Source organism: Psychromicrobium lacuslunae (assembly GCF_000950575.1).
Lineage (GTDB): Bacteria > Actinomycetota > Actinomycetes > Actinomycetales > Micrococcaceae > Renibacterium > Renibacterium lacuslunae.
On record NZ_CP011005.1, the window covers coordinates 15125 to 39002 of the forward strand.

Below are 23878 nucleotides of genomic sequence, written 5' to 3' on the forward strand. Positions count from 1 at the left end.
TGTGCGGCAGAATAGTGGCTATGTCAGAGAAGATGGACGCGGCAGCGCCAGCGGAGCCGGGATATCCACTCGATTTCCCACTGGATGGCACCTCTTTCAGTGTGCGCGAGAACCTAGCCGACATTCTGGAGCGTGAACTTCTCGGACCGATCTATGGGGAGAACGAGTTACTATCAATCAGCCCGAAGCAGCTGTATCTCGTCGGCTTGATTGCGCCGGTGAAACTTACTGACACAAAATCATCCACGCTCGATCAGGATGAGGCGGGCGACTTGGATGAGGTTCGCCTCGACGAGGATGGCGTCGCCGAGGGCCGCGGCGTTCCCGCGGTTGCCGCAGACGAGAGCGAAGCTGATGCCGAGGAAGACGATGGTGAGGATCGCGCGCCCAAGCAGGGGCTGATGATCCCAGCGTCGATGGGCCTGCGCTTCCAGGTGTCAGAGGATCTTCCGTCGTTCGAAGTCACGGCGTCGTGGGGCAGCTACGAGACGGTTGAAACAGGCGAAATGAAACCGAATGGCCGGCCGGAACGGAAATATCGGCGCACTCCGGTGGAGGAGACCCGAACCATAGCGATAGCGTCGCTGAAACCGGGGCACACCGAGACAATCGTGCTGCGCGATGCCATTTGTCTGCGGATTGACCGCTACGACGACCACGAATACGGGCGCGTCCTCGTGGAGATCGCACTTTGTAATGACCGCGAGACGCCACTGCCGATCCCGACCAGTATGTGGATGTTTCAGACGAAGCTGCTGATTGACTCGGGTGGCGACGAGGTGTTCCTCCCGGTGCGCGATGTCCTGGAGCAAGACTGGGCTGAGCATGATGACGAGGTTCGCCGGCTCGATCTGCAGTACAAAGATCGGCTGGAATTTGCCATCGGTCGTACCTGCTCTGCTGATTGGGTTGTGCGGAAAGGATCGCGTCGGGCAACCTCGGTATCCACGAGCTGGCTGCCATATGCGGAGACGCCTCAGACCCGGGCTGGCGTCGTGGAGGGCGCGACTTTATCGATGAAGGAGCTCGCATCAGCCTCCGCCGAGGAGCTGCGGGATGGTCTCACGCCACTGATCTCCGGTTATGGTGCGTGGCTCGAACGACAGCGAGGCAATGCAGCGGAGCTCCCCGCACACCTACGTGAGACCGCCGATGATGCGTTGTGGGAGGCACAGCGGGCGTATCAACGGCTGGTCGACGGTCTAGAGTTCGTGGCGACGGATGCGACCGCTCTGCAGTGCTTCCAGTTCATGAACCGCGTGATGCGCGATCAGCGTCTCGCTTCCCAAGTCGCCGAGGTGCGCAAGTCTGACTCATCGTTGTCGATTATCCAGGCGTGGAAGGACCTTGAGGCCGCCGAGCTGGACGGAGAACCGGTCGCATCTTGGCGGCCATTCCAGTTAGCTTTCATCCTTATGCAGCTCCGCGCGCTCACCAACCCGACAGATCCATTGCGAAGCGCGGACCTCAAGGCTGGCGTAGAGCTGCTTTTCTTCCCGACTGGCGGTGGCAAGACTGAGGCATACCTCGGCCTTGCCGCATACACCTTCGCGATTCGTCGGCGTCAGGCTGTCGTGCAATCCCAAGACGGCGCGTTGAACGGTGGCGATGGCGTCTCGGTGCTGATGCGCTATACGCTGCGGCTACTCACCGCGCAGCAGTTCCAGCGCGCCACCACACTCGTGTGCGCCGCTGAACTGGCGCGCCTTGAAGACGAGGCAACGTGGGGTGTGGAACCTTTCCGGATTGGTCTGTGGGTCGGTACCGATGTCAGCCCGAAGCGATTCGAAGAGGCGGATGAACAGCTCAAGAAAGTCAACGATGGAGCTTCGCACCGACTTACCGTGCTTCAGATTCAGCGTTGCCCATGGTGTGGTACCGAGATTAGTCCGGCGAACGTTAAGGGCGACGTCACGAGTCGCCGCGTGTTGGTGCACTGTGGTGACGAATTGGGTCGCTGCCCGTTCTCTAAAGGTGGCGGTGTACCCGAAGGGCTCCCGGTGCTCACTGTCGATGAAGAGATCTATCGGCTCGCCCCGGCATTCGTTATCGCGACCGTTGATAAGTTCGCTCGGCTCGCGCGCGAAGGCGAGGCCGCGTCGCTGTTCGGCTACGTTAGTAAGCGGTGCGGTCGGCACGGCTACATCCATCCCGACTACACGAACTGCGATGTCCAGGCGCATCCTGCGAACGGTGGGCACCCAGCGGCCACCGTGGTGCCGGTTGACCGACTGCGTCCACCGGATCTGATCATTCAAGATGAGCTGCACCTGATCACTGGCGCACTGGGTACCGCCGTCGGACTGTTTGAGGTCGCCCTCGAAACGCTGTGTTCATGGGAAACTCCAGCGGGTGAGGCGATCAAGCCGCTAATTGTCGCCTCCACTGCGACCGTGCGGAACGCCGTGGATCAGGTGCGGCAGCTGTACGGTCGCAAAGTCGAGGTCTTCCCGCCACAGGTGCTCGACGTGGCAGATACCTTCTTCTCCCGCGAGGTCGAGGTTTCTCAACAGAATCCTGGCCGTCGCTACCTCGGGGTGAGCGCGCCCGGTGTGCGTTTGTCTAGCGCCGAGATTCGCCTCACCGAGATCCTGCTGCTAGCGGGGCAACTGCTGTTCGACCGCACCGGTATCGAGGCCGACCCTTATATGACACTTGTCGGCTATTTCAATGCCACCCGTGAATTGGCAGGTATGCGCCGCTACGTAGATGACGACGTAACCAGCCGAGTACGCAGCCCCCGTCCGAAGTCCGGATTTCCGAGAAGGTTCGGCACCAACTTCGGTCTCAACGTTGCTGAACTGACTTCTCGTATTTCAGGTGCTGATATTGGCAGGACCCTCGACAAGCTCGGGATTGAGTTTGACCCTGACTTCGATGTCACCACGGCGATCAATGCCCGGGGGGCTGCTGCCAAGGCTAAGGAGGTAGTGCCGAAGCGTGACGGAGACGAGCCGTTCGACGTGGTGCTCGCGACTTCGATGCTCCAGGTTGGTGTCGATGTGCAGCGACTTGGATTGATGCTTGTGGTGGGACAACCGAAGAACACCGCCGAGTACATCCAGGCATCCTCTCGCGTCGGCCGCGATAGGAACCGACCCGGGCTAGTCGTCTCTCTAGGCAATTGGGCCCGTCCGCGTGACCTTGCCCACTATGAACAGTTCCGGCACTACCATGAGACGTTTTACAAACAAGTCGAGGCTTTGTCTGTCACGCCGTTCTCGCCGACTTCATTGGAACGTGGCATCGACGGATTGCTCGTTAGCGCGGTTCGTGTTGTCCAAGCGGCGAGAACGGACAGTCTTTCGCCCGAGAAGCAGGCAGGGAAGATAGAGGCAGAGTACTCGGCCGTCACCGCGTTGGTGGAGCGGTTGAATGCGCGCATTCTCGCCGCATCACCGGATGAGAGTCGAGCCAAGGAGGCCCGTGACAATTTCAAAAATCGAGTGGATAAGTGGTGTCGCCGCGTCAAACAAGCCGCTGGACTGCAGAAAATATTGGTCTATGAGCGTACCCGGGATGATAAGAGATATTTACCGTTGATCGTCAGCCCAGAAAATTACCAAGCACAAGCCGGTAGCCCGGTAGAGGCTCCGTTCAGGATCGCGAACTCAATGCGGGAGGTACAGCCGGAAATCAACATTCTGGTGTCGCCGATCGAGGAGAGGCTTTATGCGAGCCCGAGGGCGGACATCGAAGGCTGGGCACTACCCCTTGGGGAGGACGAAGAATGACCGACCAAGTCACCGGGGTGTTACCGAGCGCAACGGATTCTCTTGACCCACTTGGCGATGTCGAGAAAGGCAAATCGAAGAATCGTGCCAAGGTCGGATCGGCTCGGCCGTCTTCATTGTTGTATACCTACGGCCCTGGTTCGATTATGGACTTGCCGAGCTTTTCAGTGATGCCAGCTGGGCTCGATGATTGGGAGTCGATCTGGAAACGCCGTGAAGAAATCGATCGGATATTCGAACCACGACTGCTGAACGTCGTTCGTAAATATCGCGGTAATCAAGTCAGAGAGTTACGACCTTTCCCTTGGCAGCCGAAGAAAGGCCCGACATCGACGGAAGGATCCGACCTCGGGGTCCCTGCGCGAGTGTTTCCGCAGTGGCTGCGCTGTACCCACTGCCATTACCTTGGCCCATTGTCGCGCTTCGATTACAAGAACACCCATCCGTTTCGACCCGACCTCGCGCAGTTCACCCACAAGTGTGCGGCCAGCGGTAAAAGGGGCGGCTGGCCAGCAGTGCCGGCTCAGCACTTGCTCACCTGCACCAATGGGCACCTTGACGAATTCCCTTACACGCTGTGGGTGCACCGTGGGAAGAAATGCCCAAATACTGAGCGCGAACCGGACTTGAAGATGTTTGATGCCAACGTCGGCAAAAGCGTTGGGTCCAGCATCAAATGCCAAGCCTGTGATGCTCGCCGCGGCATGGCGGAGGCGATGGGAGCAGCCGGACGAGAAAAGATCCCGCAAGTCTGTCGCGGGCGTCATCCGCATCTGGGCGAGTTCTTCCCAGGGTGCGAAGCGAAACCTGCGCTGATCATGATGGGTGCCTCAAACCTTTGGTTTCCGGTAACCCAGAGCATTATCGTCATGCCGAGATCGGATGCGGAGCAGAAGGAAGTGCTTGCCGACCGACTACGTGTCGAACTCAATGTCGATGACCTAAGGACGTTTGGTGATCAGATCCCGGTTATCCGTGCGCTCGCCGGAGCACGCAACATCGACGTCACCGAGCTTGACGACGAGGATATTGCGACGATTGTTGCGAAGGCCCTCGTCCCTCCAACTGCCGAAGAAGCCTCGGAAGATAGCCATGCGGGCCGGGACCCGATCGAGTTGCTGGTCCCTGAGTGGTTATATCTCCAGCAGCCCATTTCATTTCCCGAGCAGCAGGACAGCGCAGGATTGATGGTCACAGAGATGCCACGCGGAAGGGAATTGAATCCCCTGATTAACCGCGTCGTCGGCGTGAATAAGATGAAGAAGGCCAATGCTGTTCTCGGCTTCACTCGCCTCGACGAGATGGACCGCATTAGCGATCTCCCCTCGCGCGTCGTACCTCTTACCCGCAGTAACAGGCCAACCTGGGTGCCGGCCACGGAAGACCGAGGCGAGGGCATTTTTCTGCAACTCGACCTCGACGCCGTCGACGAATGGGAACGCAGAATCGACGATCAGCCCATATCGCTCTGGACAGCGCATAAAGAAGCGCATCGCCGCAACTTTGCGCGCCGCTTCTCCGAGACCGCCGCCGAGATAGAGCCCGATGACCGGCTGCCTGATCCGCGGTATTGGCTGCTTCATACCTTTTCGCACATCCTGATTCGAGAGATGGCGATGCGCTCGGGCTATGGTGCCGCCAGTCTGACCGAACGTATTTACGCCTGGAAGGCTACTCCGGAACGCGAGGCAGCTGCTGGCCTGCTGATCTGCACGACTGCATCGGATAGCGATGGAACGCTCGGCGGTCTCGTTGCGCTCTCCGAGCCGGATAAGCTTCAAGGTATCGTCCGCGCCGCGTTACGCAGAGCCGCAAGATGTTCCTCAGACCCGATGTGCGCACAACGCACGCCGTCGGACCCGGAGGATTTCCTCCACGGTGCGGCGTGCCACACTTGCTGCTTCGTCTCAGAGACTTCGTGTGAGAAGGCTAATCGGTTCCTCGACCGCCGCTTTATCCTCGACCTTCCGGCCCAGAACCGTTTCACTGCGCCCGGGTTCTTCGGAAGCATCTATGGCCACTGACTCCGATCCGTTTGTTGAACTCGGCAGCTTCCTAAACGCGACCGAGGCGGCACGCCTTGCCCTGCAGTTCGAGATAGGCGCGCCACTCAGTGTCGCCATACGTGAGATAGCGAGTGCTCGTCGCGAGCAGGCAAAGTTGCTACTAATAGCAGCGGGTCTCACACCTCGGGATTGTGGGCGGGCCGTCAGTGTGCTGCGCGCGGTTGCTGGAGCGAAGTCCGTGCTCCGAGACGTGACTCCCGTATGGACGATGCCCGGCCACGAGGCGAACACGGGTCGACTCACCGCAGAGTTTCATCGGATCGTCGGAGAAGCACGCCAGTCGGTAACCGCAGCGACCTACAATTTCCAGAACAACTCTCAGATGCGGCGTGCCCTGAAGGCGGCCTCTGAGCGACCCGGTGTGGTGGTCACGGTCTATGTCGATGCCAGAGTTGCGAAGGCTGCCAGCGTCAAAGCGCAGCTCCCGCGGGCCACGGTGTACCAATCAGCCGTGCTTCCGAGCGGGAAAAAGGTGGTCAGCCATGCCAAGTTTGTCGTTGTAGACCATGAGCTGCTGTTCATTACCAGTGCTAACTTCAGTTACCCGGCTGAGAATCTCAACATGGAGTTCGGCCTCCTGCTTCGTGACTCGGCTCTCGCCGCCTCAATTGAGGCCACGATGACCAGCAAGCATGGCTCGCTCTACGAGCTAGTCCCCACTGCGCCATAACGAGAAACGCTGGACGGCTATCTTCTGAATCTCGTGCGTGACCCTCCAGCAATAGATGTCAATACCTTCACTTTTTTCTAAGGTACTGACATCTCGGTGGTCACTAAGTTGGAGCGTCTGCGTGAGGTAGCGCTAGGTCAGCACGGTTTTGTCACAACGGCTCAGGCCTTAGACGAAGATGTCTCACATGCTGAGCTGTCCATAATGGTTGCTCGCGTGAGGATCGAGCGTGCTGCCCGCGGTGTCCATCGAATACCCAGGTCTCGGAGAAGGAGTGCAACCAGAACCAGCTCGCCATTTTGTGGACGAGCGTGCCGGAGGCCTGTCTGAGCCACGATACAGCGTCAGAGGCCTGGGATACCACCGACATCAACGCGGATCGCATCCATGTCTCCGTTGACCGGCGGCGTTTGCGTCGAAGCGACGGAGAGTGCTACGTGAACTATTACGAAGACCTCGCACCGAACCAGCTGGACTGGTGGCAAGGTATCCGTATCGTCACCGTGCCGACAACGATCGCGCAGGGAGTGCTTCGAGCCTGCCGAGCTACCTCATCAGGCAAGCGCTCGATCGGGCGGGACGTACCAGCATCCTGCTAGGCCCCGAGCGCGAAAAGTTAACAGCGGAGTGGAGGCTCGTGATGGCCCAGCGTGAACCCGCGAATCTCGCGGACGCCCTGAATAACCTCGTGCCGAAGGACAAACAGCCGCATTTGTAAGAGTACTTAACGTTCGGATCGTGCAGGCTCAGGATCGTTTAGGTAAGGCTGAGCCGCCGCTCGTTGCGGCGACCGTCGTTTCTGCGACTAGTCGGCGGGCGATCAGGTCACTTGATTCCCCGACTGCGACTGCATTCAGCGAAAAGAGACCCTGTCGGATGGCATTACTAACTTTTTGCTCGCGCAGCTACCTCCAGGGGAGTATTCAACGGAGCTGAGATGACTCCGCTGGCCGGATGTGCCGGTAACCAGCCACGCAGCAGACTGATGGCATCAGGTCGGGAACCGTGCTCGACCGGTCACTAAGGAGACATCATGTTAAGTACATTGGCCGCCAACCCAGCGCTTACCGAGGCTGCTATGCACCCGGGCTGGGGTGGTTGGGGCTTTCCCTGGTTTTTAATTTTCCCCTTCGTCTGGTTGCTGCTGATCGGTTTCTTCATCTTCTTCGGCCGCCGGATCTGGTGGCGCAATAGGCTGATCAGCAATCAACAGGGTGCCGAATCGGTGCTGCGTGAGCGCTATGCGCGCGGTGAGGTGGACGAGACGGAGTATCGAGCCCGGCTCGAGGTGTTGCGTTCCAGGACTTAGCAACAGGGGGGGGCAAGACCAGCTCGATGGAGGTAGCGGGGCTCATCAGCCGAGAGGTTGCCGGGCCTCGCTAACTCTGCTTTCGCCAGTAGTCATCCGGAGGACCGAGGACTAGCGTGTGGGTATGCCGCAGAGCTGTCGGCGTCTTTATCTTTCGGACAAATACCTCCCGGCATAGTTTTCGTACCGGTGGCCGAGAAGAAGTCAAGCAAGAACCGACTTCACTTGGATCTCGCCTGCGATAGTGCGCAGGAGCGGGAACAGCAGATTTCCCGCTTCCTCGCTGCTGGGGCCAGGCGGATAGACGTGGGCCAAGCCGCCGATGCGAGCTGGGATGTTTTTGCCGATCCGGAGGGTAACGAGTTCTGCATGCTCTCGGCACGACAGTATTAGCTGTGCATGCTCACAGCAAGTTTGCACTTAGTGCAAACTTGCACTTAGTGTATGTATGTGACCCAGCTGATTGAACCCACGAATCGTCGTGAACTGAATAAGGCAGCGACTCGGGAAGCCATTGTGGTCGCTTCGCTCGCCTTGCTGCGAGAGCGTGGTCTGAATAAATTCACCGTCGAGGATGTGGCTGCTGCCGCGGGAATCTCGCGTCGCACATTTTTCAATTATTTCTCTTCGGCGGAGGCCGCCATTGCTTCCACCACCGAAGGATTTCTCGATCAAGTGATCGGCGAGTTCGCTCAACGCCCACTCGAGGAGTCATTGCTTGAGGCCGCGCTGCAGGCTTTGCGGGCACTCATTGATCCGGCCCGGCTGGCCACAGTGGCCGAGGTCTACAGCCTGACCGAGGCACATGACGCGGTTGGCCGGTTCCAATCAGAAGTGTGGAGTGACTGCGAGGCGAAACTCGTGGTGGCCGCACAACCGCGGGTCGATCCGGAGGCCAACCCGCTTTATATCCGGGCGCTTGTCGGTTCCATCATGGCCTGTGGAAAAGCCGCGATGGAGATTTGGTTCTCGCGTCATGGCACGGCCATCAATGAGGCCACCCTGAAAGATCTACGAAACTTACTTATCGAAGCCATTGGTCATTTGCGTGACGGCTTCGTGCTCAACGAACCCACTAAAGCTCACTGAAAAAGACTGATAAAGAACGGATAGCCTGATGGCGCTTTTGCTCTACAAACTGGGAAAATTCTCGGCGAAGCATCGCTGGTCGGTGATCGCGGTGTGGTTGGTCCTGTTGCTGGGGGTCGGGGCTTCGGCCGCGGCCTTCCACGGTCAGATGTCGAACAACTTCCAAATCCCTGGCACCGAGACTCAGCGGGTGCTGGACAAATTGAAGAACGATCTGCCCAGCTCGGCAGGTGGCAGTGCGGGCATTGTCTTCCAGTCGGAGGCTGGCTTTAGCGCTGAGCAGCAAACAGCTGTGGCTAAGGCTCTGAAGGACTTAGCAGCCAAGGATTATGTGCAGGCAACAGTGGACCCGTTTAGCCAGCAGAAACAGTTAGACGATGCCGCGGCTCAGCTCAGTAACGGCGAAAAACAAATCGATGCGGCGAAGAAGCAGCTTGAGGCAGCGAGCAATCAGCTGGAAGCGGGCAAGGTCCAGCTGGCCCAACTCAAGTTGACCCTCGAACAGGCAGTGCCGCCAAACCCGCCCGCTTTGGTCGCGCAGTACCAGGCCGGTAAGGCACAGCAGGACGCCGCAGAAGCCAAACTGGCCGCCGGACAGGCGCAACTATCGGCTAAGCAGGCAGCGTTAGCCGAAGGTAAGAAAAAGTTAGCTACCTCCGAAGGGCTGCGCTTTGTGAGCGACGATCATAAAGTGGCGATTGCACAGGTCCAATTCAAGGTTTCGCTCTACAGTCTCGAGGTGAGCGACCGGCAGCAAGTGCAAGACATCGTGAATCAGGTCACCGGCTCGGGCGTCAAGGTTTTTTACGACAAGGAGATCACTCAGGACGTATCGCAAATCTTCGGCACCGCTGAGGTCGTCGGTGTGGTGATTGCCGCCATCGTCCTGTTGATTATGCTCGGTACCTTGATCGCGGCTGGCCTGCCATTGCTGATGGCTATTATTGGCGTCGGGATTGGGGTGGGTGGCACCTTTGCACTGACCGGTGCCATTGAAATGAGTTCGATCTCCCCGATGCTGGCCTTGATGCTGGGTCTGGCGGTCGGTATTGATTACTCATTGTTTATTGTGAATAGGCATCGGCAGCAGATCTTGGCTGGCATGGAGATCCGTGAATCGGTGGCCAAGGCCACCGGTACCAGCGGTAACGCAGTGTTATTTGCCGGTCTGACCGTGGTAATTGCGCTCGCTGCTCTCTCCGTGACCGGGCTGCCGTTCCTGGCTATTCTCGGGATTGCGGCAGCGGCTACGGTGGCAATAGCCGTTCTCGTTGCGCTGACCTTGACGCCGGCCGTGCTGAGCTTGATCGGTCAGCGGATCGTCTCTAAGCGAGCTTGGCGAAAGGCGCAAGCGGCTATTGATTCTGAAAACGCTGCGGCGGACGCCGAACAGCATGCCGAAGATAGCAGGGCCTCCGGTGCTCATGCTGAGCCTGCGAAGTCTGGGAAGGGCTGGGTGGGGCCACAGCCTCGAGGGTCCCATGCCGAGCCTGCGAAGTCTGGGAAGGGCTGGGGAGGTCTAGTTACTCGTCATCCCGTGCTCACCCTGGTAACCAGTGTGATCGCGCTCGGCCTGATCGCGCTCCCGGCGATGAACTTGCGACTTGCTTTACCAGATGGCGGAGCGGAGCCCGTAGATTCGAGTGCCTACCAGGCCTATGAACTCACCGGCAAGAACTTTGGCGAGGGTCGAAATGGTCCTATTGTGGTGGTCGGTGACTTGCCCGCAGGGCTGAGTGCTGAGCAAGCCCAGCAGAAGCAAGCCGATGTGGCCACTGAGCTTCGCCAGATCAAAAATGTGAAGGTTGCTATACCGGTGGCGCTCAGTGATGACCGGAAGACGGCTGTCTTCCAAGTCATCCCCGCGGAAGGCCCAGCCAGCGCCAGCACCGTGCAGGTGGTCTCCGATATTCGCGCCGATGGCGGGAATATCAAGGGCGCCACCGGTGTGCAGATCGGCTTGACCGGTCAGACCGCTGCCAACGTTGACGTGTCCAATAAGCTCGGTGAGGCGCTGCCGCCCTACCTGGCGATAGTGGTTGGACTGTCATTGATCCTGCTGCTGCTGGTGTTCCGCTCCATCCTGGTGCCACTACTAGCAACCGGCGGTTTCCTGCTCTCGCTGGCCGCCAGCTTCGGCGGCGTGGTTGCTGTCTATCAGTGGGGTTGGTTGGGCAGCTTCTTCGATGTGCACAACCCTGGTGCGGTGCTGAGCTTCCTGCCAATTATTCTGATCGGCGTGCTCTTCGGCTTGGCGATGGACTATCAGGTCTTCATCACTTCGGGAATGCGCGAGTCCTTCGCGCACGGCGAGAGTGCAAAGAGGGCAGTGCGTAGCGGCTTCAGCCACGCTGCCCGGGTGGTGGTGGCCGCTGCAATCATTATGGCGAGCGTCTTTGCCGGTTTCATTTTCTCGCATCTGACCATGATCCGGCCGCTCGGTTTCGCCCTCGCCTTTGGTGTGTTGCTTGATGCTTTCGTGGTTCGCATGACGATCATCCCGGCGGCCATGTACTTGCTCGGTAAGGCGGCCTGGTGGACGCCGCGCTGGCTGGATCGGATTTTGCCCGATGTTGACGTCGAGGGCGCCAAAGTGGTGGCGCTGCACGAGGCGGCGGCTGAGCGCGAGCAACAGCAAGATCCCGACGAGAAACCCGAGTTGGTGGAAAGCCGCAGCTAACGACCTTCTAGTCAGCTTCAGGGCCTGGTGCAGCACGGTGTTTCGTGTCGCACCAGGCCCGCGTCGTTGAAGGTAGTTACTTCTTTTCGGCCGCAGTCAGCGCCTGGGTTTGCGAGATCACACTCGCTAAGGAGTTGCTTACACCCTTGAGCTTTGCCGAGGTCGCGGTGGCCGTGCCGGCGTTGATTGCAACGTTGAAGCGTCCATCGGCGCCGCCGATGATGAAGAACTTCCCGGGTGCATACTGATGCAGGAAGTAGATTCCGGTCTGCCCCTGCTGAAGTAGCGGCTCGAGTTCGTCCTGGATGAGCTCGCCGTTTACGGTGCCACCGGTCTGGTGAATCGTCGCCGTACCATCAGCACTGCCACCCTTCAGCCAGCGCAGTACCTTGAGCTGATGGTCGGTGAATGGAATCCCGTTCTTAATGGACTCTGACTTGCTGCCGACGGTAGCCAAAACCACCGCGTCGGCGCCCTGATGAAGGCTTTTCAGGCTATTGAAAGTCTTCGCCTGGGACAGGTGCATAACGGTGTGGCCGGTTGTCGCCGGTCGGGACTCTTGCTCGCTGAAGTTGTTTGTCGCGTAGAGCGAGCGGACCCCGTTTACGTCGTCAGACTGCGGCGTGCTGACGCCACAATCAGTGCGATCGGGGGTAGTGGGATTCATCAAAACACACGAACTGGTGTGGTCAAGGCCGAGCACATGACCGATTTCGTGTGCGGCAACACCTTTGCGCTTGGCTGCGTCGTAGCTCGCGGTGTAAGCGACGTTCAGATAAGCACTGACATCCGTGACGATATTGGTGTTGTTGTTCCAGCTGTAGTAGGTGATGCCATCCCAACCAACACTCGAATCGTTGGCATCGCCCAAAGTCGCGGTGCCGGTGCCCGAGGTGGTGCTCAGGCTGACGCCAGCTGAGGCGTCATTCCAGTCGGAAATCCCCGAAGTCCAAGCGGTCCTCGAGGCTGAGGAACCGCTGTCTATGCTGAAAGTGGGGCTGGAAGTGGAAAGCTTTGGTCCCTGCAAATGGTAAGCCTGGGCGGTGCTGGTGCCACCAATAAGCAGGACGAGGGCGACAGCAGCCGCACCCAGTGGGCGAACAAGAGTTTTCACAGTAGTCTCCTGATAGTTGATGGGTGCTCGACGTTGAGCACCCGCTGGCGAAGCTACTAGGCGAGGCTGGAAGGCGACGAGGAAACGGCTGGCAGTTCCCTTCAAGCCCGCCTGATTTCGTCGTCGTCATCGCTTTCGTGATCCGTTGTCACACTTTGTGACCCGGCTTCGACATCCTAGAGACGGCTGTTAGCTGCCCCGATCAGCGGGCCAGCCAAGAATGGAAGGAAGTGTTATGACCCGTATCGAGATGACCGAAACGAACAAGTCGGGATATGCGGCAGTGCTCGGGCTGGAGGCCTATGCGCGGAAGTCGGTGCAGCCGAGGCTATACGAGATCATTAAACTGCGCGCCTCAATCCTGAATGGCTGTGGTTTCTGTGTCGATATGCACGCCACCGACGGAGCCGCGCACGGCATCCCGCAACGCACTCTGCACGCGGTGGCTGCCTGGCAGCACGCGCGTAACCTCTTTGAGGAGCGCGAACTCGCGGTACTCGCGCTGACCGATGCCGTCACCAAGCTCGGCCCGGACACGGTAACGGACGAAATTTGGGCGGCGGCCTCCCAACACTTCAACGAGACAGAGCTTGGCGATATTGTGCTGGCGATCTCGGTGATCAACGTGTGGAACCGGATCGCCATTGCCACCGAAATGGCACCGCCGGTGGATGAGCAGCATCCAATTGTCTGAGCAGTTCAGCCCGCTAGTCTAGGAGAGTGATGGTCACGACGCCGGCTAGCTATGCCTGGGACACTGAGCGCGGCCGGTTGACTGGCATCGCCTACCGACTGCTTGGCGACTTCGGCCTGGCCGAGGACGTGGTTTCCGAGGTGGCGATCGAGGCGCTGCGCCAGGAACGGAAAGCCTCAGAACCGGTGCGATCGTGGCCAGCTCTACTGACCACGATCTGCGTGCGTCGCTCGATCGACCGTGCCCGGGAGCTTGCCCGGACACGTGAGGAGTACGTTGGTCATTGGCTCCCCGAACCAGTGGCGACGGCCCGACTTCCCGAGGACGCGGTTGCTGATCGGGAGATGCTCTCCATCGCGTTGCTGCACCTCGCCGAGCAGCTCACCCCGGAAGCCCGCGCTGCCGTCGTGCTGCACCGAGCCTTCGGCATGACAGCAATAGAGATTGGCGAAATCCTGGAGAAGACCGCGGTGGCCGTGCGTCAGCTGATCTCCCGGGCTGAGCGACGGCTGCAGGTTGATACCAGCCTTGAGGCGCCCCGATCACTCAGCCCGGAGGTGCTTGAGCATCTGCTCCGGGCGATTGGCGGCGGCGACGTGTCAGCTGTGGTCGAGTTGCTGGCGCCCGAGGCGATTCTCTGGGCTGACGGTGGCGGCCGAGTGCGCAGCGCGCTGAACCCGGTCTTTGGCGCAGAGCGGATCGCGCGCTTTTTCACCGGGATACTCCAGAAGTCAGCGGATTCGCCACCGGGCACCCGCTCCGGTGGTTGGCTCATCGAGATCAATGGAGAACCCGCGATTGCGCTGCGCCTCGCGGAGCGTATTGATGTGCTGACCTTCGAAGTCGGAACCGACGGTCTGATCAGGGGGCTGCGCCAAATCGCCAATCCGGAAAAACTGCACCACGCTTTCCTGCAGTAACCTCTTATTGAAGCCGACTATGCGTACTCATCTGTTCAGCTCGTACCTCTGCCGTGCTACCGGGATCAGCAGCGTAGCTTTTTGACCATCGCAGACGGCACGGTATAGCTGCTGGTGTCGACGAACCAAACGCGCTCGGTCGGATGGTAGGTCAGTACTCCGTGGTATGCCTTGAGAACTCCCGGCTGAGGGTAGCCATAGGTGACGCCCCTGCTGTCAAGACATCCGTAGACGATTACTCTGCCGTTCGGGATCGTCGCTATCACGTTCGGCGGCACGAGGTCTTCGGCCTCGGACAATGTTGCCTGGATCGTCCATTTCCAGGATCCACTCACGATGTAAGGCCGGTTCGGGTCGGCGAGTCTGTCCTCCTTGAAGGAAAGCCAAAGATGGCTGTTGCGATCCACATAACCAGCCAGGTAATCCTCCGTGAGGGTGCGGTTTTTCAGGTACCCGGTGAGCACGGTGAGGTAGCTCTCGAACACCTTGCTGGCGGTCGCGATGGCGGCTGCCTTGTCTGCCGGTGCCTCGGCTGTTTGCTGCTTGGGGGCGGTACCTGCGGTCGGGAAGATGGGCGGCAATGGTGAGGCTGTGCTCGGCGTCGCAGAGGCTGTGCTGGGTGAGGGTGAGGGTGCAGCATTGGGCGTGCACGCCGCGAGGAAAAAGATTGACACGAGGATGGTTGCAGGGAAGCCGAGCGAAGCAGAGCGACGGTTCATGACAAGGTCCGATCGGCGTCTTGCGAAGCCGCTAGCTTCGGGGGGTCGGTTTCGTGGTCCCATGATACAGGGCGGGAATTGGACCCGACAGCGCCTGGTAGCAGCGTCCCGGAGGTAATTTCCCGCGGGAACCTCTTATCAACGTCGAATGTATGTACTAGTCTGTTCTGGTGCTCAATGACGAACTTTCAGCAGCCGCCAATGGCATCTCCCCACAAACAGCTGTGGTTTCCGCCCGTAACTTACGCAAGGTCTACGACGATTTTGTTGCGGTAGACGGCATTTCCTTCGATGTCGCGCCGGGTGAGTCCTTCGGCCTACTCGGCCCAAATGGTGCCGGTAAATCCACCACGATGCGGATGATCGGCGGTGTCTCGCAGCGCACCTCAGGCGAACTCAACATTATGGGACTCGACCCCGAGCAGCACGGCCCACAGGTGCGGGCGCACCTCGGGGTGGTGCCGCAACAGGACAATCTGGACGAAGAACTCAAGGTGCGCGACAACCTGATCATCTACGGACGTTACTTCGGCCTGCCGCTGAGCTATTTGCGGCCTAAAGCTGACGAGCTCCTTGAATTCGCGCAACTCACCGAGAAGGCCAGCGCCAAGGTCGATTCACTTTCTGGCGGAATGAAGCGTCGGCTCACCATTGCGCGCTCCTTGGTCAATGATCCTAAGATTCTGCTGCTTGATGAACCAACCACCGGACTTGACCCGCAAGCCAGGCATATTCTCTGGGATCGTTTGTTCCGGCTCAAGGAAGCGGGCACCACGCTGATCCTGACCACGCACTACATGGATGAAGCCGAGCAACTCTGCGACCGACTCGTGGTGGTCGATAAGGGAACCATCATGGCCGAGGGGTCGCCCGCTTCGCTGATCCGGGAATACTCGACCCGAGAGGTGCTTGAGCTGCGCTTCGGCTCGGAACGCAACGCCACCGTCGGTGCCGAACTGACCGGGGTGGGGGAGCGGATCGAAACGCTGCCGGATCGGGTGCTGATTTACGCCAATGACGGCGAGGCCGCGCTGGAGCAGGTCTCGGCGCGAGGTTTGCGACCACTCACCTCCCTGGTGCGTCGTTCTAGCCTGGAGGATGTCTTCCTCCGGCTGACCGGAAGGAGCCTCGTTGACTGAGTCAGATCTTGGCAGTCGCAATTCACACGATCGGCTGCCTCAACGTTTAGCGGTGCCGCTCAGCCCTGAGCAATCGGCGGCGAAAGCGGTACGCTTTGGTTCCTGGTACTTCGCCGAGCAGGTGCTACGCCAAATGCGGGTGTACTTGTGGTCGGTGATCGCCTACTCGGTGGGCTCGCCGCTGGCTTATCTCTTCGCGATGGGGATGGGGCTTGCCTCATTGGTCAACGCCAGCGCGCAAAACCAGTTTGGCGGCGTGAGCTATCAGGTCTTTATCGCCCCGGCACTGGTCGCTTCCACTGCGCTAATGTCGGCGGCCGGAGAGTTCATGTTCCCGGTGATGGATGGTTTTAAGTGGCGCCGACTGTACTTTGGCCCGCACGCCTCACCGCTCACTCCGGAGCAGATCGCGAAGGGCCACATTATCGCGGTGTTCCTTCGGATCCTTTTGCCGACCGCCATCTATTACGTGATTGTGCTGTTGTTCCAGGCCTCGCCCAGCCCTTGGGGCTGGTTCTCGGTGCTCACCGCAACCCTGGCAGCGATGACCTTCGGCCTGCCGCTGATGGCGTGGACCGCAACGCTGAAGAATGACGCCGGTCAGTTCGCCGTCGTGCAGCGCTTCATCGTGATGCCGCTGTTCCTGTTCTCCGGCACTTTCTTTCCGCTCAGCCAGCTGCCCTGGTTCTTGCAGTGGATTGGCTGGATCTCGCCGCTCTGGCATGCCACCGAAATTGGTCGGGTGCTCAGCTTCGGCTATCAGGAACCAGCCTGGCTAACGATCGTGCACATCGTCTACCTGCTGGTGATTGCCGCCGTCGGTTGGGTACTAGCCCAACGATTCTTTGCCAAGAGGATGAACGTATGAGTCAGCTTTCGGATAATTCGACCAGCGTGCTCGCGCCAGACCGGGTGATGGCGGTGGACGCCAGAATGGGCAAGCCTTTCGCTTCGCTCTATTCGGGCAATGCCCGCTCGGTGATTGCCCGCGGCCTGCTGGCCACCCGGAGCACCAACTGGTTGGTGATGGTTTCTGGCTTCTTCGAACCGGTGCTGTACTTGCTCTCAATGGGCATCGGCCTCGGTGCCCTCGTGGGCACGGTAGCCGGTCCTGGCGGGCAGCCGATTAGCTATGCGGCTTACATCGCCCCGGCGTTGCTCGCCACCTCGGCGATGAATGGCGCGGTCTACGATTCCACCTGGAACGTCTTCTTCAAGATGAACTTCGCCAAGCTGTACCAAGGCATGCTCTACACCTCGCTGGGGCCGCTCGACGTCGCGCTCGGCGAGATATTCCTGGCACTTTTGCGGGGTCTGGTTTACGCCACCGGCTTCACCATCGTGATGGGCCTGATGGGCTTGATCACTTCCTGGTGGGCGCTGCTGATGATCCCGGCATCGGTGTTCATCGCCTTTGGTTTTGCCAGCTTCGGGATGGGCATCACCAGCTTCATCAAAACCTTCCAAGGGATGGACTGGATCAACTTTGTGATGCTGCCGATGTTCCTGTTCTCAGCGACCTTCTACCCGCTTTCGGTCTACCCTGAGCCGATCCAGTGGCTGATTCAGGCGATGCCCCTGTGGCATGGCGTCGAACTGCTACGAGAGCTGGGAGCCGGAGTGCTGGGCTGGGGGACGCTGCTGCACATCCTCTACTACCTGGTGATGATCCTGCTCGGCCTGATGCTGACCACCTCGAGGTTACGCAAGCTCTTCCTGCGCTGAAAATGTTCGCACACTCCACCTCCTGATATTGGCAACTGATAGCGGACTTGAGCTGTCCGGAATTGCCTTCTGCTAGCTGCCTTCAGCGGGAATCATTAAAGCAGCGATGATCGGAGGCAGGAGAGGCCATGTTTGAATATTTCAATTTCTCGGACCATGAACTGGCTCGCCGGGCGGAACATGAAAGAGTGCGGCGGGAGCGGCTGGAACTGTTGCGATCGCAGCGGGAAGCGCATCGTCCGCGGGCTACCGGGGGAGGTTTTTCCCGTTGGTTCGCTGCTCGACGGCGGCATGAGACGGTATGCCCGGCAGCGATGGTCAGAAAAGCGTAGTTTCAGTTCTGGCGTTGCAGGCTACCGCACGGCAGGCTCTGAGCTGCTGCGCTGAGGCATATCGTGAAACCGAGATTCGTGGAACAGCAGCGGTGCGTGCTTCTTATCGTGAGTGGCCACGGCATGCACTTCGAGTAACACCACTTGGTGGTCTCCGGCCGGTATCTCCGCATAGACGCTGGCTTCCATCCAGAGCGCCGAACCGTCAAGAAAAAGCGCGCCTTCCGGCGATGAGGTGAGCTTGAGGTGTTTGAAGCGATTCGGGGCCTTCCCAGCGATCTGTCGGCAGGCTTCGTGATGTTCGGTGCCCAATACTGAGATACCAATTCGCTCGCTGCCACGCAGCACAGGCCAGGTCTTGGAGGTGTTCTGCACAGCGAAGGAGACTAGCGCTGGTTCGAGCGAGACGCCGACGGTAAAACTTGAGGCAATCAGGCCCTGCGCCTCATCATTCACCCGAGCGCATAAGGCGACCACCCCCGAAGGGAAGCACGCGAATGCTTCACGGAGCGTGGCCGGGTTGAGATCACGATTGAGTGTCATACTGGCCGACGTCCCACCACGAACGGAATGGCAATGGCGCAGAGCGCATAGCAGACCGCCAGCCAGATCCAGCCGGCAGCACCATGATCGAGGATGGCCCAGGCAATCACTGCGGGGGCCACCATCTTGGCGATATCCGCTCCCATAGCGTGGGTGCCAAGGTATTGGCCAGCCTGATCCGGCGGTGCTAGGTCGAAGGAAACTCCCCAGCTACCCACTGCCTGACGTAGCTCGCCGACCGCGTGCACCAAGGCGCCAGCAAGCAAGATGAGAATGGTGACAATACCGTTTGAGGCGGTACTGACCGCGATCACCAGGCAGGCCAGTGCCACCAATAAGCCACCCTGGCGGTCCGCTCGGGCCGCACTATATGGCCCTTCGACGCCGCGTGAAGCTCTGACCTGAAAGCAAACCACGATGGCGGTGTTGACCAATAAGACCACTGTGATCATCCAAATTGGCGCATCGGTATGACCGACAATCCACAGCGGAATGGCGATCTCCAGCAGCATGGCGTGGGAGGTCAGCAGGCCATCGAGGATGGAAAATGCGAGATACCTGACGTCCCGCAGCACGGCCACTGAAGCGCCAGGCTTCTTCGGCTGACCCGGCACCTTGGGCAGACGGAGCGAGATCAGCCCGGTGGCCACGAAGGAAGCAGCGATCAGAATGATCGCCAATCTGAAGATCGCCGGATCCTGGCTGGCCAGTACCAGGCCAGCCAGGGCGGCTCCGATTGCCACACTGACATTGCTGGCGGCACGCAGATAGGCTCTGCCAGCCACCCGGGTCTGGGCCGGCAGAGCGCCAGCTATCATCGCCTTTCTGGCGCTTCGAGATGCTGCGTAGGCGACAGCGTAATAGGCCATCACCGCAACATAGGAATAGACGTCGTTGACAAAGAGCAGCAGCAGGATAGCGGGGGCAAGCAAAATAAAGGAGATGACCTGCACTGTGCGCGGCCCGAGTCGGTCTGCGAGATGCCCCATCGGGGCGGAGAGCGCCAGCGTGACAGCAGCGGCAGTACTGACGCCTAGACCGAACTGTACCGCGCTCAGCCCGATGATCTGGGTGACGTACACCGCGTTTAACGCGAGCCAGGTGCCCTGACCGAGAGTGTGCACCATGGTGACGATGGTGAGGATACTGCCGATCTGCCCGGCAGGCGGGCGCAACGTTTGTAACCGGACGGCGAGGCTCACAGCAGTCCGGAGAGCTCGGTCGGAGCAGCCGACATACTAATATTCGCCCGGATCCCGGCCACCGCTTCTTGGGCCTGCCGCACTGCGCTGGCGCCGTCCTGGGCGGTGGCACGCGCTGAAACAATGCGTGAGCGTGAAGAGGCGAGCCGCTCCACCTTGGTCCCCGGGCTGACTAGAGCGGCGACCTCGGTGACGCCGGGCAGCTGCCGAGCAGCCTCTAAGCCTTCCAGTGCGGTGAGTTCTCCCTGCGCTGCCGCGACACCAAACCAAATTGCGGACGCTGCCACCGGGCCGGGCGCAGCAAGGGTCCGCCTCAGCTGGGGCAGCACCTTATCTCCGATTACCTGGGCGACGGCAAGCTGTAGCTGGTCGGCGCCGGTGATATCGGCCACCAACTCCGGTATTTCATCGCCGCCCACCCGAGTGTGCGTTTCAATGATCACCGGCCCGTCGGCAGTGATTGCAATTTCGGTGTGGCTCGGACCGAAGCGGATATCCAGGGCATCAAGCACCGCCGGAACCAGCGCTTGGATTGCTGCTTCGGTTGCCTCGTCGAGTTGTGCCGGAGCCAGGTGACCTAGTTCGACAAAGCTTTCCGGATCGGAAAATTTCTGCGTAATGCAAAGAATCTGATGTTCGCCGTCTTCGCTGAACGCTTCGACGCTGCACTGGGGGCCGGTGAGGAAAGACTCCACGATGACGCCTGACCGCACAATATCGGCCGAGCGTCCACCGGCTTGGGCGAAGGCGCGCTGGATTTGCTCGGCGTTTTCGACTCGGCTGACCCCGACACTGCCCGAGCCACCGAGCGGCTTCACGATGCAAGGGAAACCATGTTGAGCGGTGAAATCCCGAATATCGGACTCTTGCTCGGCGAGTGCCGCCGGGGTGGAGTCTAAGCCCGCAGCACGTAGCGTTTCGCGCATTGCCAGCTTGTCCTGCACCAGCCGGATGGTCTGCACCGAATGGGTCGGCAGGCTGAGCGCCGCGCCGATGGCAGCGCAACGGTCCTGATCCCGCTCGCCGAAGGCGGCGATCCGGGTGAACGGATCGTGCTGGTGAACAGCCTCGGCGACCGCGATCCAGGCTTGGTCCGGAGCGTCGGCGGGCAAAGCCAGCAGATGCGAATTAAGCCCCGGATCACGCACTTTGTGAACGAATTCAACCTGGCTCATGAGGCTGGTTCGCACGCCGTCGAAAGCCCGTAGCCTGGCCGGTGCGTCCCGGCCGGTGCCGAGCACCAGTACATGCTCCGGGTTTCGCCCGGTGTCACCGGTCAGGGTTGTCGCCCCTTCATCAAGTCCGCTCATCTCAGTTCTCCCACCATCGTTCAAGTTCAACCATCCGGTTCGCAAGCTCGGCATGACTGTCAGCGCTCAGCACAGCGGTCGCTACCGCCGAACTTGAATCGCTGGCCACCGCTGTCTGCTCGCCGCGTTCAACCGAAAGTTTTAGTTCGACTCCCGGCACTGGACAGTCGCCAGGTGGCGGGTCGAAGACCTCACCGGTGCCGGAGAACATCAGCCAGCCGGTGTACGGCTGCGGGGTGGGCGCCGCCGGGATGTCTATCTGATCGCCATATTGGGAGAGCAAACCGGCATGCGCCAACTGCACACCGAACGACTTCTGGTAGCCCTGTACGATCGGACCACCACCGGCCCGGCTGGCGATCTCGCAAACTATCGCACTGCCGTCCGGCCGGATCCAGGCCTCTAGGTGGAAGGCGAGAGCTTCCGGCGCGCTGGGCAGGGCAGCCACCGTCTGCGCGGCTAATGCGCTTAGCGTAGCGGCAGCTGAATCAACCGGGTCGAGCATCAGGCTGCCGAGGTGCTTGTTCTGCCGCACTCGCTCAGCCAGTCCGCCGCTGTACCGGCTGGGGTAGCAATGCAATACCTCGCCGTCGCGCATGAGGCCGTCGACATGGTGGAAAAGCCCTGAAACATACTCTTCCACCATCCATTGGCCGGGCAGGAAGGGCACCGAGCTGCTCTGCTCGGTATTCAGGAACTCCGTGACATCCCACTCTTCGCGCAGGATGCTCACCGCAGCAGAGGCAAAACCCAGCCTGGGTTTCACCACCACTGGACCGTTGGCCCTTTCGATAAAGCTCAGCAGATCGCTGGGATTGTCCAGGGCCGAAAATGCCGGTATCGGAACCCCCGCTTTTTGCAGCAACTGACGCATTAAGAGTTTATCCCGGTAGGCGATAGCGCTTGGAACACTCTGACCGGGCAGGCCAAGCCGTTCCCGGAGCCGGGCCGCGCGCAACACATCCATTTCGCTGGTGCTCGCTACTCGCTCGACGTGGAACTTTCGAGCCAGCTGCTCGGCGCGCAATTCGGTGGCCCAGCTTTGATAATGCTCGACCGTTTCGATATGCGCAAAGCTGTGCAGCACCTCCTCCTCAACACCCTGCAGCGCAGCAGCGGTGGTCAGCAAAACGGTGTTTGCACTGTGCTTCAGTCCGAGCCATTGCTGCAGCGGCCTGGATCGCAGCGGCTGCCGAGAGAGCAGCAGCACTTTCCCGTCAGGATTACTCATCGATATTTCGCTCCGTTGGTATCACTCGCTGTCGTACTCACTGTCTTGTTTGCCGTCTCAGTGACGATGGGCCGGGCGATGCAAACCCAGATTCTCCCGCAGTGTGGTCCCTTCATAAGCGGTGCGCACCAGGCCCCGCCGTTGTAGTTCCGGAACTACCAGATCGGCGAAGTCATCCAGACCACGCGGCAGCATATCGGGCATGACATTGAAACCGTCGGCAGCGCCTGCCACGAACCACTCTTCCAGCTGATCAGCGATCTCCACGGGAGTGCCAAGCAGGAAACGATGGCCACGCCCGGCGGCGATCGAAAGGTAGAGTTCGCGAATCGTCAGGTTGTTCTCCCGGGCGTGCTGCACGATCACGTTCTGCTTGCCGGTGCTGCCTTCGATGGCTGGCATCTCAGGCAGCGGTCCGTCGAGGTCATGGCCGGTCAAGTCGACCATGCCGAGCTGGTAGCTCAGCATGCCGAGCCCGACCACCGGGTCGACCAGAGACTGCAACTGCTGATACTTTTCTTCAGCTTCGTCATGCGTTTCACCGACCACGGTGAAAACACCGGGAAGTACTTTCAGCTGGTCGGGCTCACGCCCGGCGTCCTGGGCACGCTGCTTGACATCACGGTAGAACTCTTGAGCGGCCTCGAGGTTCTGCTGCACGGTGAACACAACTTCCGCCCAATGCGCCGCAAAATCCTTGCCGTCGGGTGAGGAGCCGGCCTGCACGATCACCGGCTGACCCTGCGGTGAACGCGCCAGGTTAAGCGGGCCCCGAACCTGGAAGTGCTCGCCTTGATGGTTCAGAATATGGAGCTTCTCCGGGTCGAAGAAACGACCGGAGTCCTTGTCGAACTGGAAGGCGTCATCCTCCCAGCTGTCCCAGAGCCCGGTGACAACTTCCATGAACTCACGAGCCCGGGCGTAACGGTCGGCGTGCGGGGCCTGGCGTTCCAGATTGAAGTTCTTCGCTTCGGCGTCGGTGGCCGAGGTAACGACGTTCCAGCCGGCCCGACCGTTGCTGAGGAAGTCTAGCGAGGAGAACTTTCTGGCGATGTTAAAGGGCTCGTTGTAGGAGGTGGAGGCGGTGGCGACCAAGCCTAGGTGGCTGGTGTGCGTTGCCAGCGCGGAGAGCAGGGTGATCGGTTCGAAGTGCACCATTCGGCCTTGTCGGCTCAGCTCATCGGCATCCTTATAGGCGGTCCGCACCCCGGCCCCGTCGGAAAGGAACATTAAGTCGAACATGCCCCGCTCGGCGGCCAGCGCGAGTCGCCGGTAGTAGTCGAATTCCAGACCGCCTTGCGGGTGCGATTCCGGATGCCGCCAGGCAGCCAGGTGATGGCCCGGGGCGGGCAGGAAGGCGCCCAGCGCCATGGTCCTGTTCTTTTTCGTCATCTCTCTCGG

At 60.0% G+C, this 23878-nt stretch carries 21 protein-coding genes; 14 read left to right on the forward strand and 7 right to left on the reverse strand.

Annotated features, from left to right (window positions below):
• Positions 1 to 20: 20 nt before the first annotated feature.
• The 8 genes from drmA (at position 21) to UM93_RS00090 (ending at position 11548) form a co-directional block, all read left to right on the forward strand.
• Positions 21 to 3734, forward strand: coding sequence for a DISARM system helicase DrmA (drmA, locus tag UM93_RS00055; RefSeq protein WP_052663427.1), 3714 nt, complete (start codon positions 21 to 23; stop codon positions 3732 to 3734).
• On the forward strand, positions 3731 to 5758 hold the full coding sequence (drmB, locus tag UM93_RS00060) for a DUF1998 domain-containing protein (RefSeq protein WP_045072899.1): 2028 nt from the start codon (positions 3731 to 3733) through the stop codon (positions 5756 to 5758). Before drmA ends, drmB begins: the two co-directional genes overlap by 4 nt.
• Entirely contained in the window at positions 5748 to 6470 is a 723-nt protein-coding gene (gene drmC, locus UM93_RS00065) for a DISARM system phospholipase D-like protein DrmC (protein WP_045072901.1), read from the forward strand. Before drmB ends, drmC begins: the two co-directional genes overlap by 11 nt.
• A gap of 96 nt (positions 6471 to 6566) precedes the next feature.
• A complete protein-coding gene (locus UM93_RS18100; protein WP_422784942.1) occupies positions 6567 to 6800 on the forward strand; it encodes a type IV toxin-antitoxin system AbiEi family antitoxin domain-containing protein in 234 nt (77 codons plus the stop codon).
• 703 nt (positions 6801 to 7503) lie between these two features.
• Positions 7504 to 7779 (forward strand): SHOCT domain-containing protein, encoded by a 276-nt coding sequence (locus tag UM93_RS00075; RefSeq protein ID WP_052663429.1) that lies wholly within the window; start codon positions 7504 to 7506, stop codon positions 7777 to 7779.
• Positions 7780 to 7836: 57 nt separating this feature from the next.
• Positions 7837 to 8172, forward strand: a complete 336-nt coding sequence (locus UM93_RS17580) for a VOC family protein (protein ID WP_157874057.1) — start codon at positions 7837 to 7839, stop codon at positions 8170 to 8172.
• Between the two features lie 57 nt (positions 8173 to 8229).
• Positions 8230 to 8868 (forward strand): TetR/AcrR family transcriptional regulator, encoded by a 639-nt coding sequence (locus UM93_RS00085; RefSeq protein WP_234399342.1) that lies wholly within the window; start codon positions 8230 to 8232, stop codon positions 8866 to 8868.
• A 28-nt stretch (positions 8869 to 8896) separates the two neighbouring features.
• Entirely contained in the window at positions 8897 to 11548 is a 2652-nt protein-coding gene (locus UM93_RS00090; protein ID WP_045072906.1) for an MMPL family transporter, read from the forward strand.
• Between the two features lie 76 nt (positions 11549 to 11624).
• Here UM93_RS00090 and UM93_RS00095 read toward each other — a convergent pair whose 3' ends face one another.
• Positions 11625 to 12662, reverse strand: a complete 1038-nt coding sequence (locus UM93_RS00095) for a matrixin family metalloprotease (protein ID WP_045072907.1) — start codon at positions 12660 to 12662, stop codon at positions 11625 to 11627.
• Positions 12663 to 12897: 235 nt separating this feature from the next.
• On the opposite strand from UM93_RS00095, the gene UM93_RS00100 reads away from it, so the two are divergent.
• Both UM93_RS00100 and UM93_RS00105 read left to right on the forward strand, forming a co-directional pair.
• Positions 12898 to 13356, forward strand: coding sequence for a carboxymuconolactone decarboxylase family protein (locus UM93_RS00100; RefSeq protein WP_045072909.1), 459 nt, complete (start codon positions 12898 to 12900; stop codon positions 13354 to 13356).
• A 29-nt stretch (positions 13357 to 13385) separates the two neighbouring features.
• A complete protein-coding gene (locus tag UM93_RS00105) occupies positions 13386 to 14276 on the forward strand; it encodes a sigma-70 family RNA polymerase sigma factor (protein ID WP_045072910.1) in 891 nt (296 codons plus the stop codon).
• A gap of 65 nt (positions 14277 to 14341) precedes the next feature.
• On the opposite strand, the gene UM93_RS17585 is transcribed toward UM93_RS00105, so the two are convergent.
• Complete coding sequence (locus UM93_RS17585; protein ID WP_157874058.1) at positions 14342 to 14995, reverse strand: hypothetical protein; 654 nt, start codon at positions 14993 to 14995, stop codon at positions 14342 to 14344.
• 170 nt (positions 14996 to 15165) lie between these two features.
• Between UM93_RS17585 and UM93_RS00120 the strand changes: the two genes are divergently transcribed.
• The 4 genes from UM93_RS00120 (at position 15166) to UM93_RS00135 (ending at position 18191) form a co-directional block, all read left to right on the forward strand.
• Entirely contained in the window at positions 15166 to 16134 is a 969-nt protein-coding gene (locus UM93_RS00120) for an ABC transporter ATP-binding protein (RefSeq protein WP_199921783.1), read from the forward strand.
• Positions 16135 to 16186: 52 nt separating this feature from the next.
• A complete protein-coding gene (locus UM93_RS00125) occupies positions 16187 to 17002 on the forward strand; it encodes an ABC transporter permease (protein WP_045076619.1) in 816 nt (271 codons plus the stop codon).
• 47 nt (positions 17003 to 17049) lie between these two features.
• On the forward strand, positions 17050 to 17859 hold the full coding sequence (locus tag UM93_RS00130; protein WP_045076620.1) for an ABC transporter permease: 810 nt from the start codon (positions 17050 to 17052) through the stop codon (positions 17857 to 17859).
• Between the two features lie 128 nt (positions 17860 to 17987).
• Positions 17988 to 18191, forward strand: coding sequence for a hypothetical protein (locus UM93_RS00135; protein ID WP_045072914.1), 204 nt, complete (start codon positions 17988 to 17990; stop codon positions 18189 to 18191).
• A gap of 21 nt (positions 18192 to 18212) precedes the next feature.
• On the opposite strand, the gene UM93_RS00140 is transcribed toward UM93_RS00135, so the two are convergent.
• From UM93_RS00140 to UM93_RS00160, 5 genes are read right to left on the reverse strand one after another with little or no spacing between them, the layout of a single operon-like run.
• The gene (locus UM93_RS00140; RefSeq protein ID WP_045072915.1) at positions 18213 to 18734 is read right to left on the reverse strand and encodes a flavin reductase family protein; all 522 of its coding nucleotides are present in this window, start codon (positions 18732 to 18734) and stop codon (positions 18213 to 18215) included.
• Positions 18731 to 19936, reverse strand: a complete 1206-nt coding sequence (locus UM93_RS00145; RefSeq protein ID WP_199921785.1) for an MFS transporter — start codon at positions 19934 to 19936, stop codon at positions 18731 to 18733. Before UM93_RS00145 ends, UM93_RS00140 begins: the two co-directional genes overlap by 4 nt.
• The gene (locus UM93_RS00150; protein ID WP_045072916.1) at positions 19933 to 21246 is read right to left on the reverse strand and encodes an ATP-grasp domain-containing protein; all 1314 of its coding nucleotides are present in this window, start codon (positions 21244 to 21246) and stop codon (positions 19933 to 19935) included. The genes UM93_RS00145 and UM93_RS00150 overlap by 4 nt, the downstream gene beginning before the upstream one ends.
• Position 21247: 1 nt before the next feature.
• Positions 21248 to 22477, reverse strand: coding sequence for an ATP-grasp domain-containing protein (locus UM93_RS00155; protein ID WP_052663433.1), 1230 nt, complete (start codon positions 22475 to 22477; stop codon positions 21248 to 21250).
• 57 nt (positions 22478 to 22534) lie between these two features.
• The gene (locus UM93_RS00160; protein WP_045072917.1) at positions 22535 to 23869 is read right to left on the reverse strand and encodes an LLM class flavin-dependent oxidoreductase; all 1335 of its coding nucleotides are present in this window, start codon (positions 23867 to 23869) and stop codon (positions 22535 to 22537) included.
• Between the last annotated feature and the right edge of the window lie 9 nt (positions 23870 to 23878).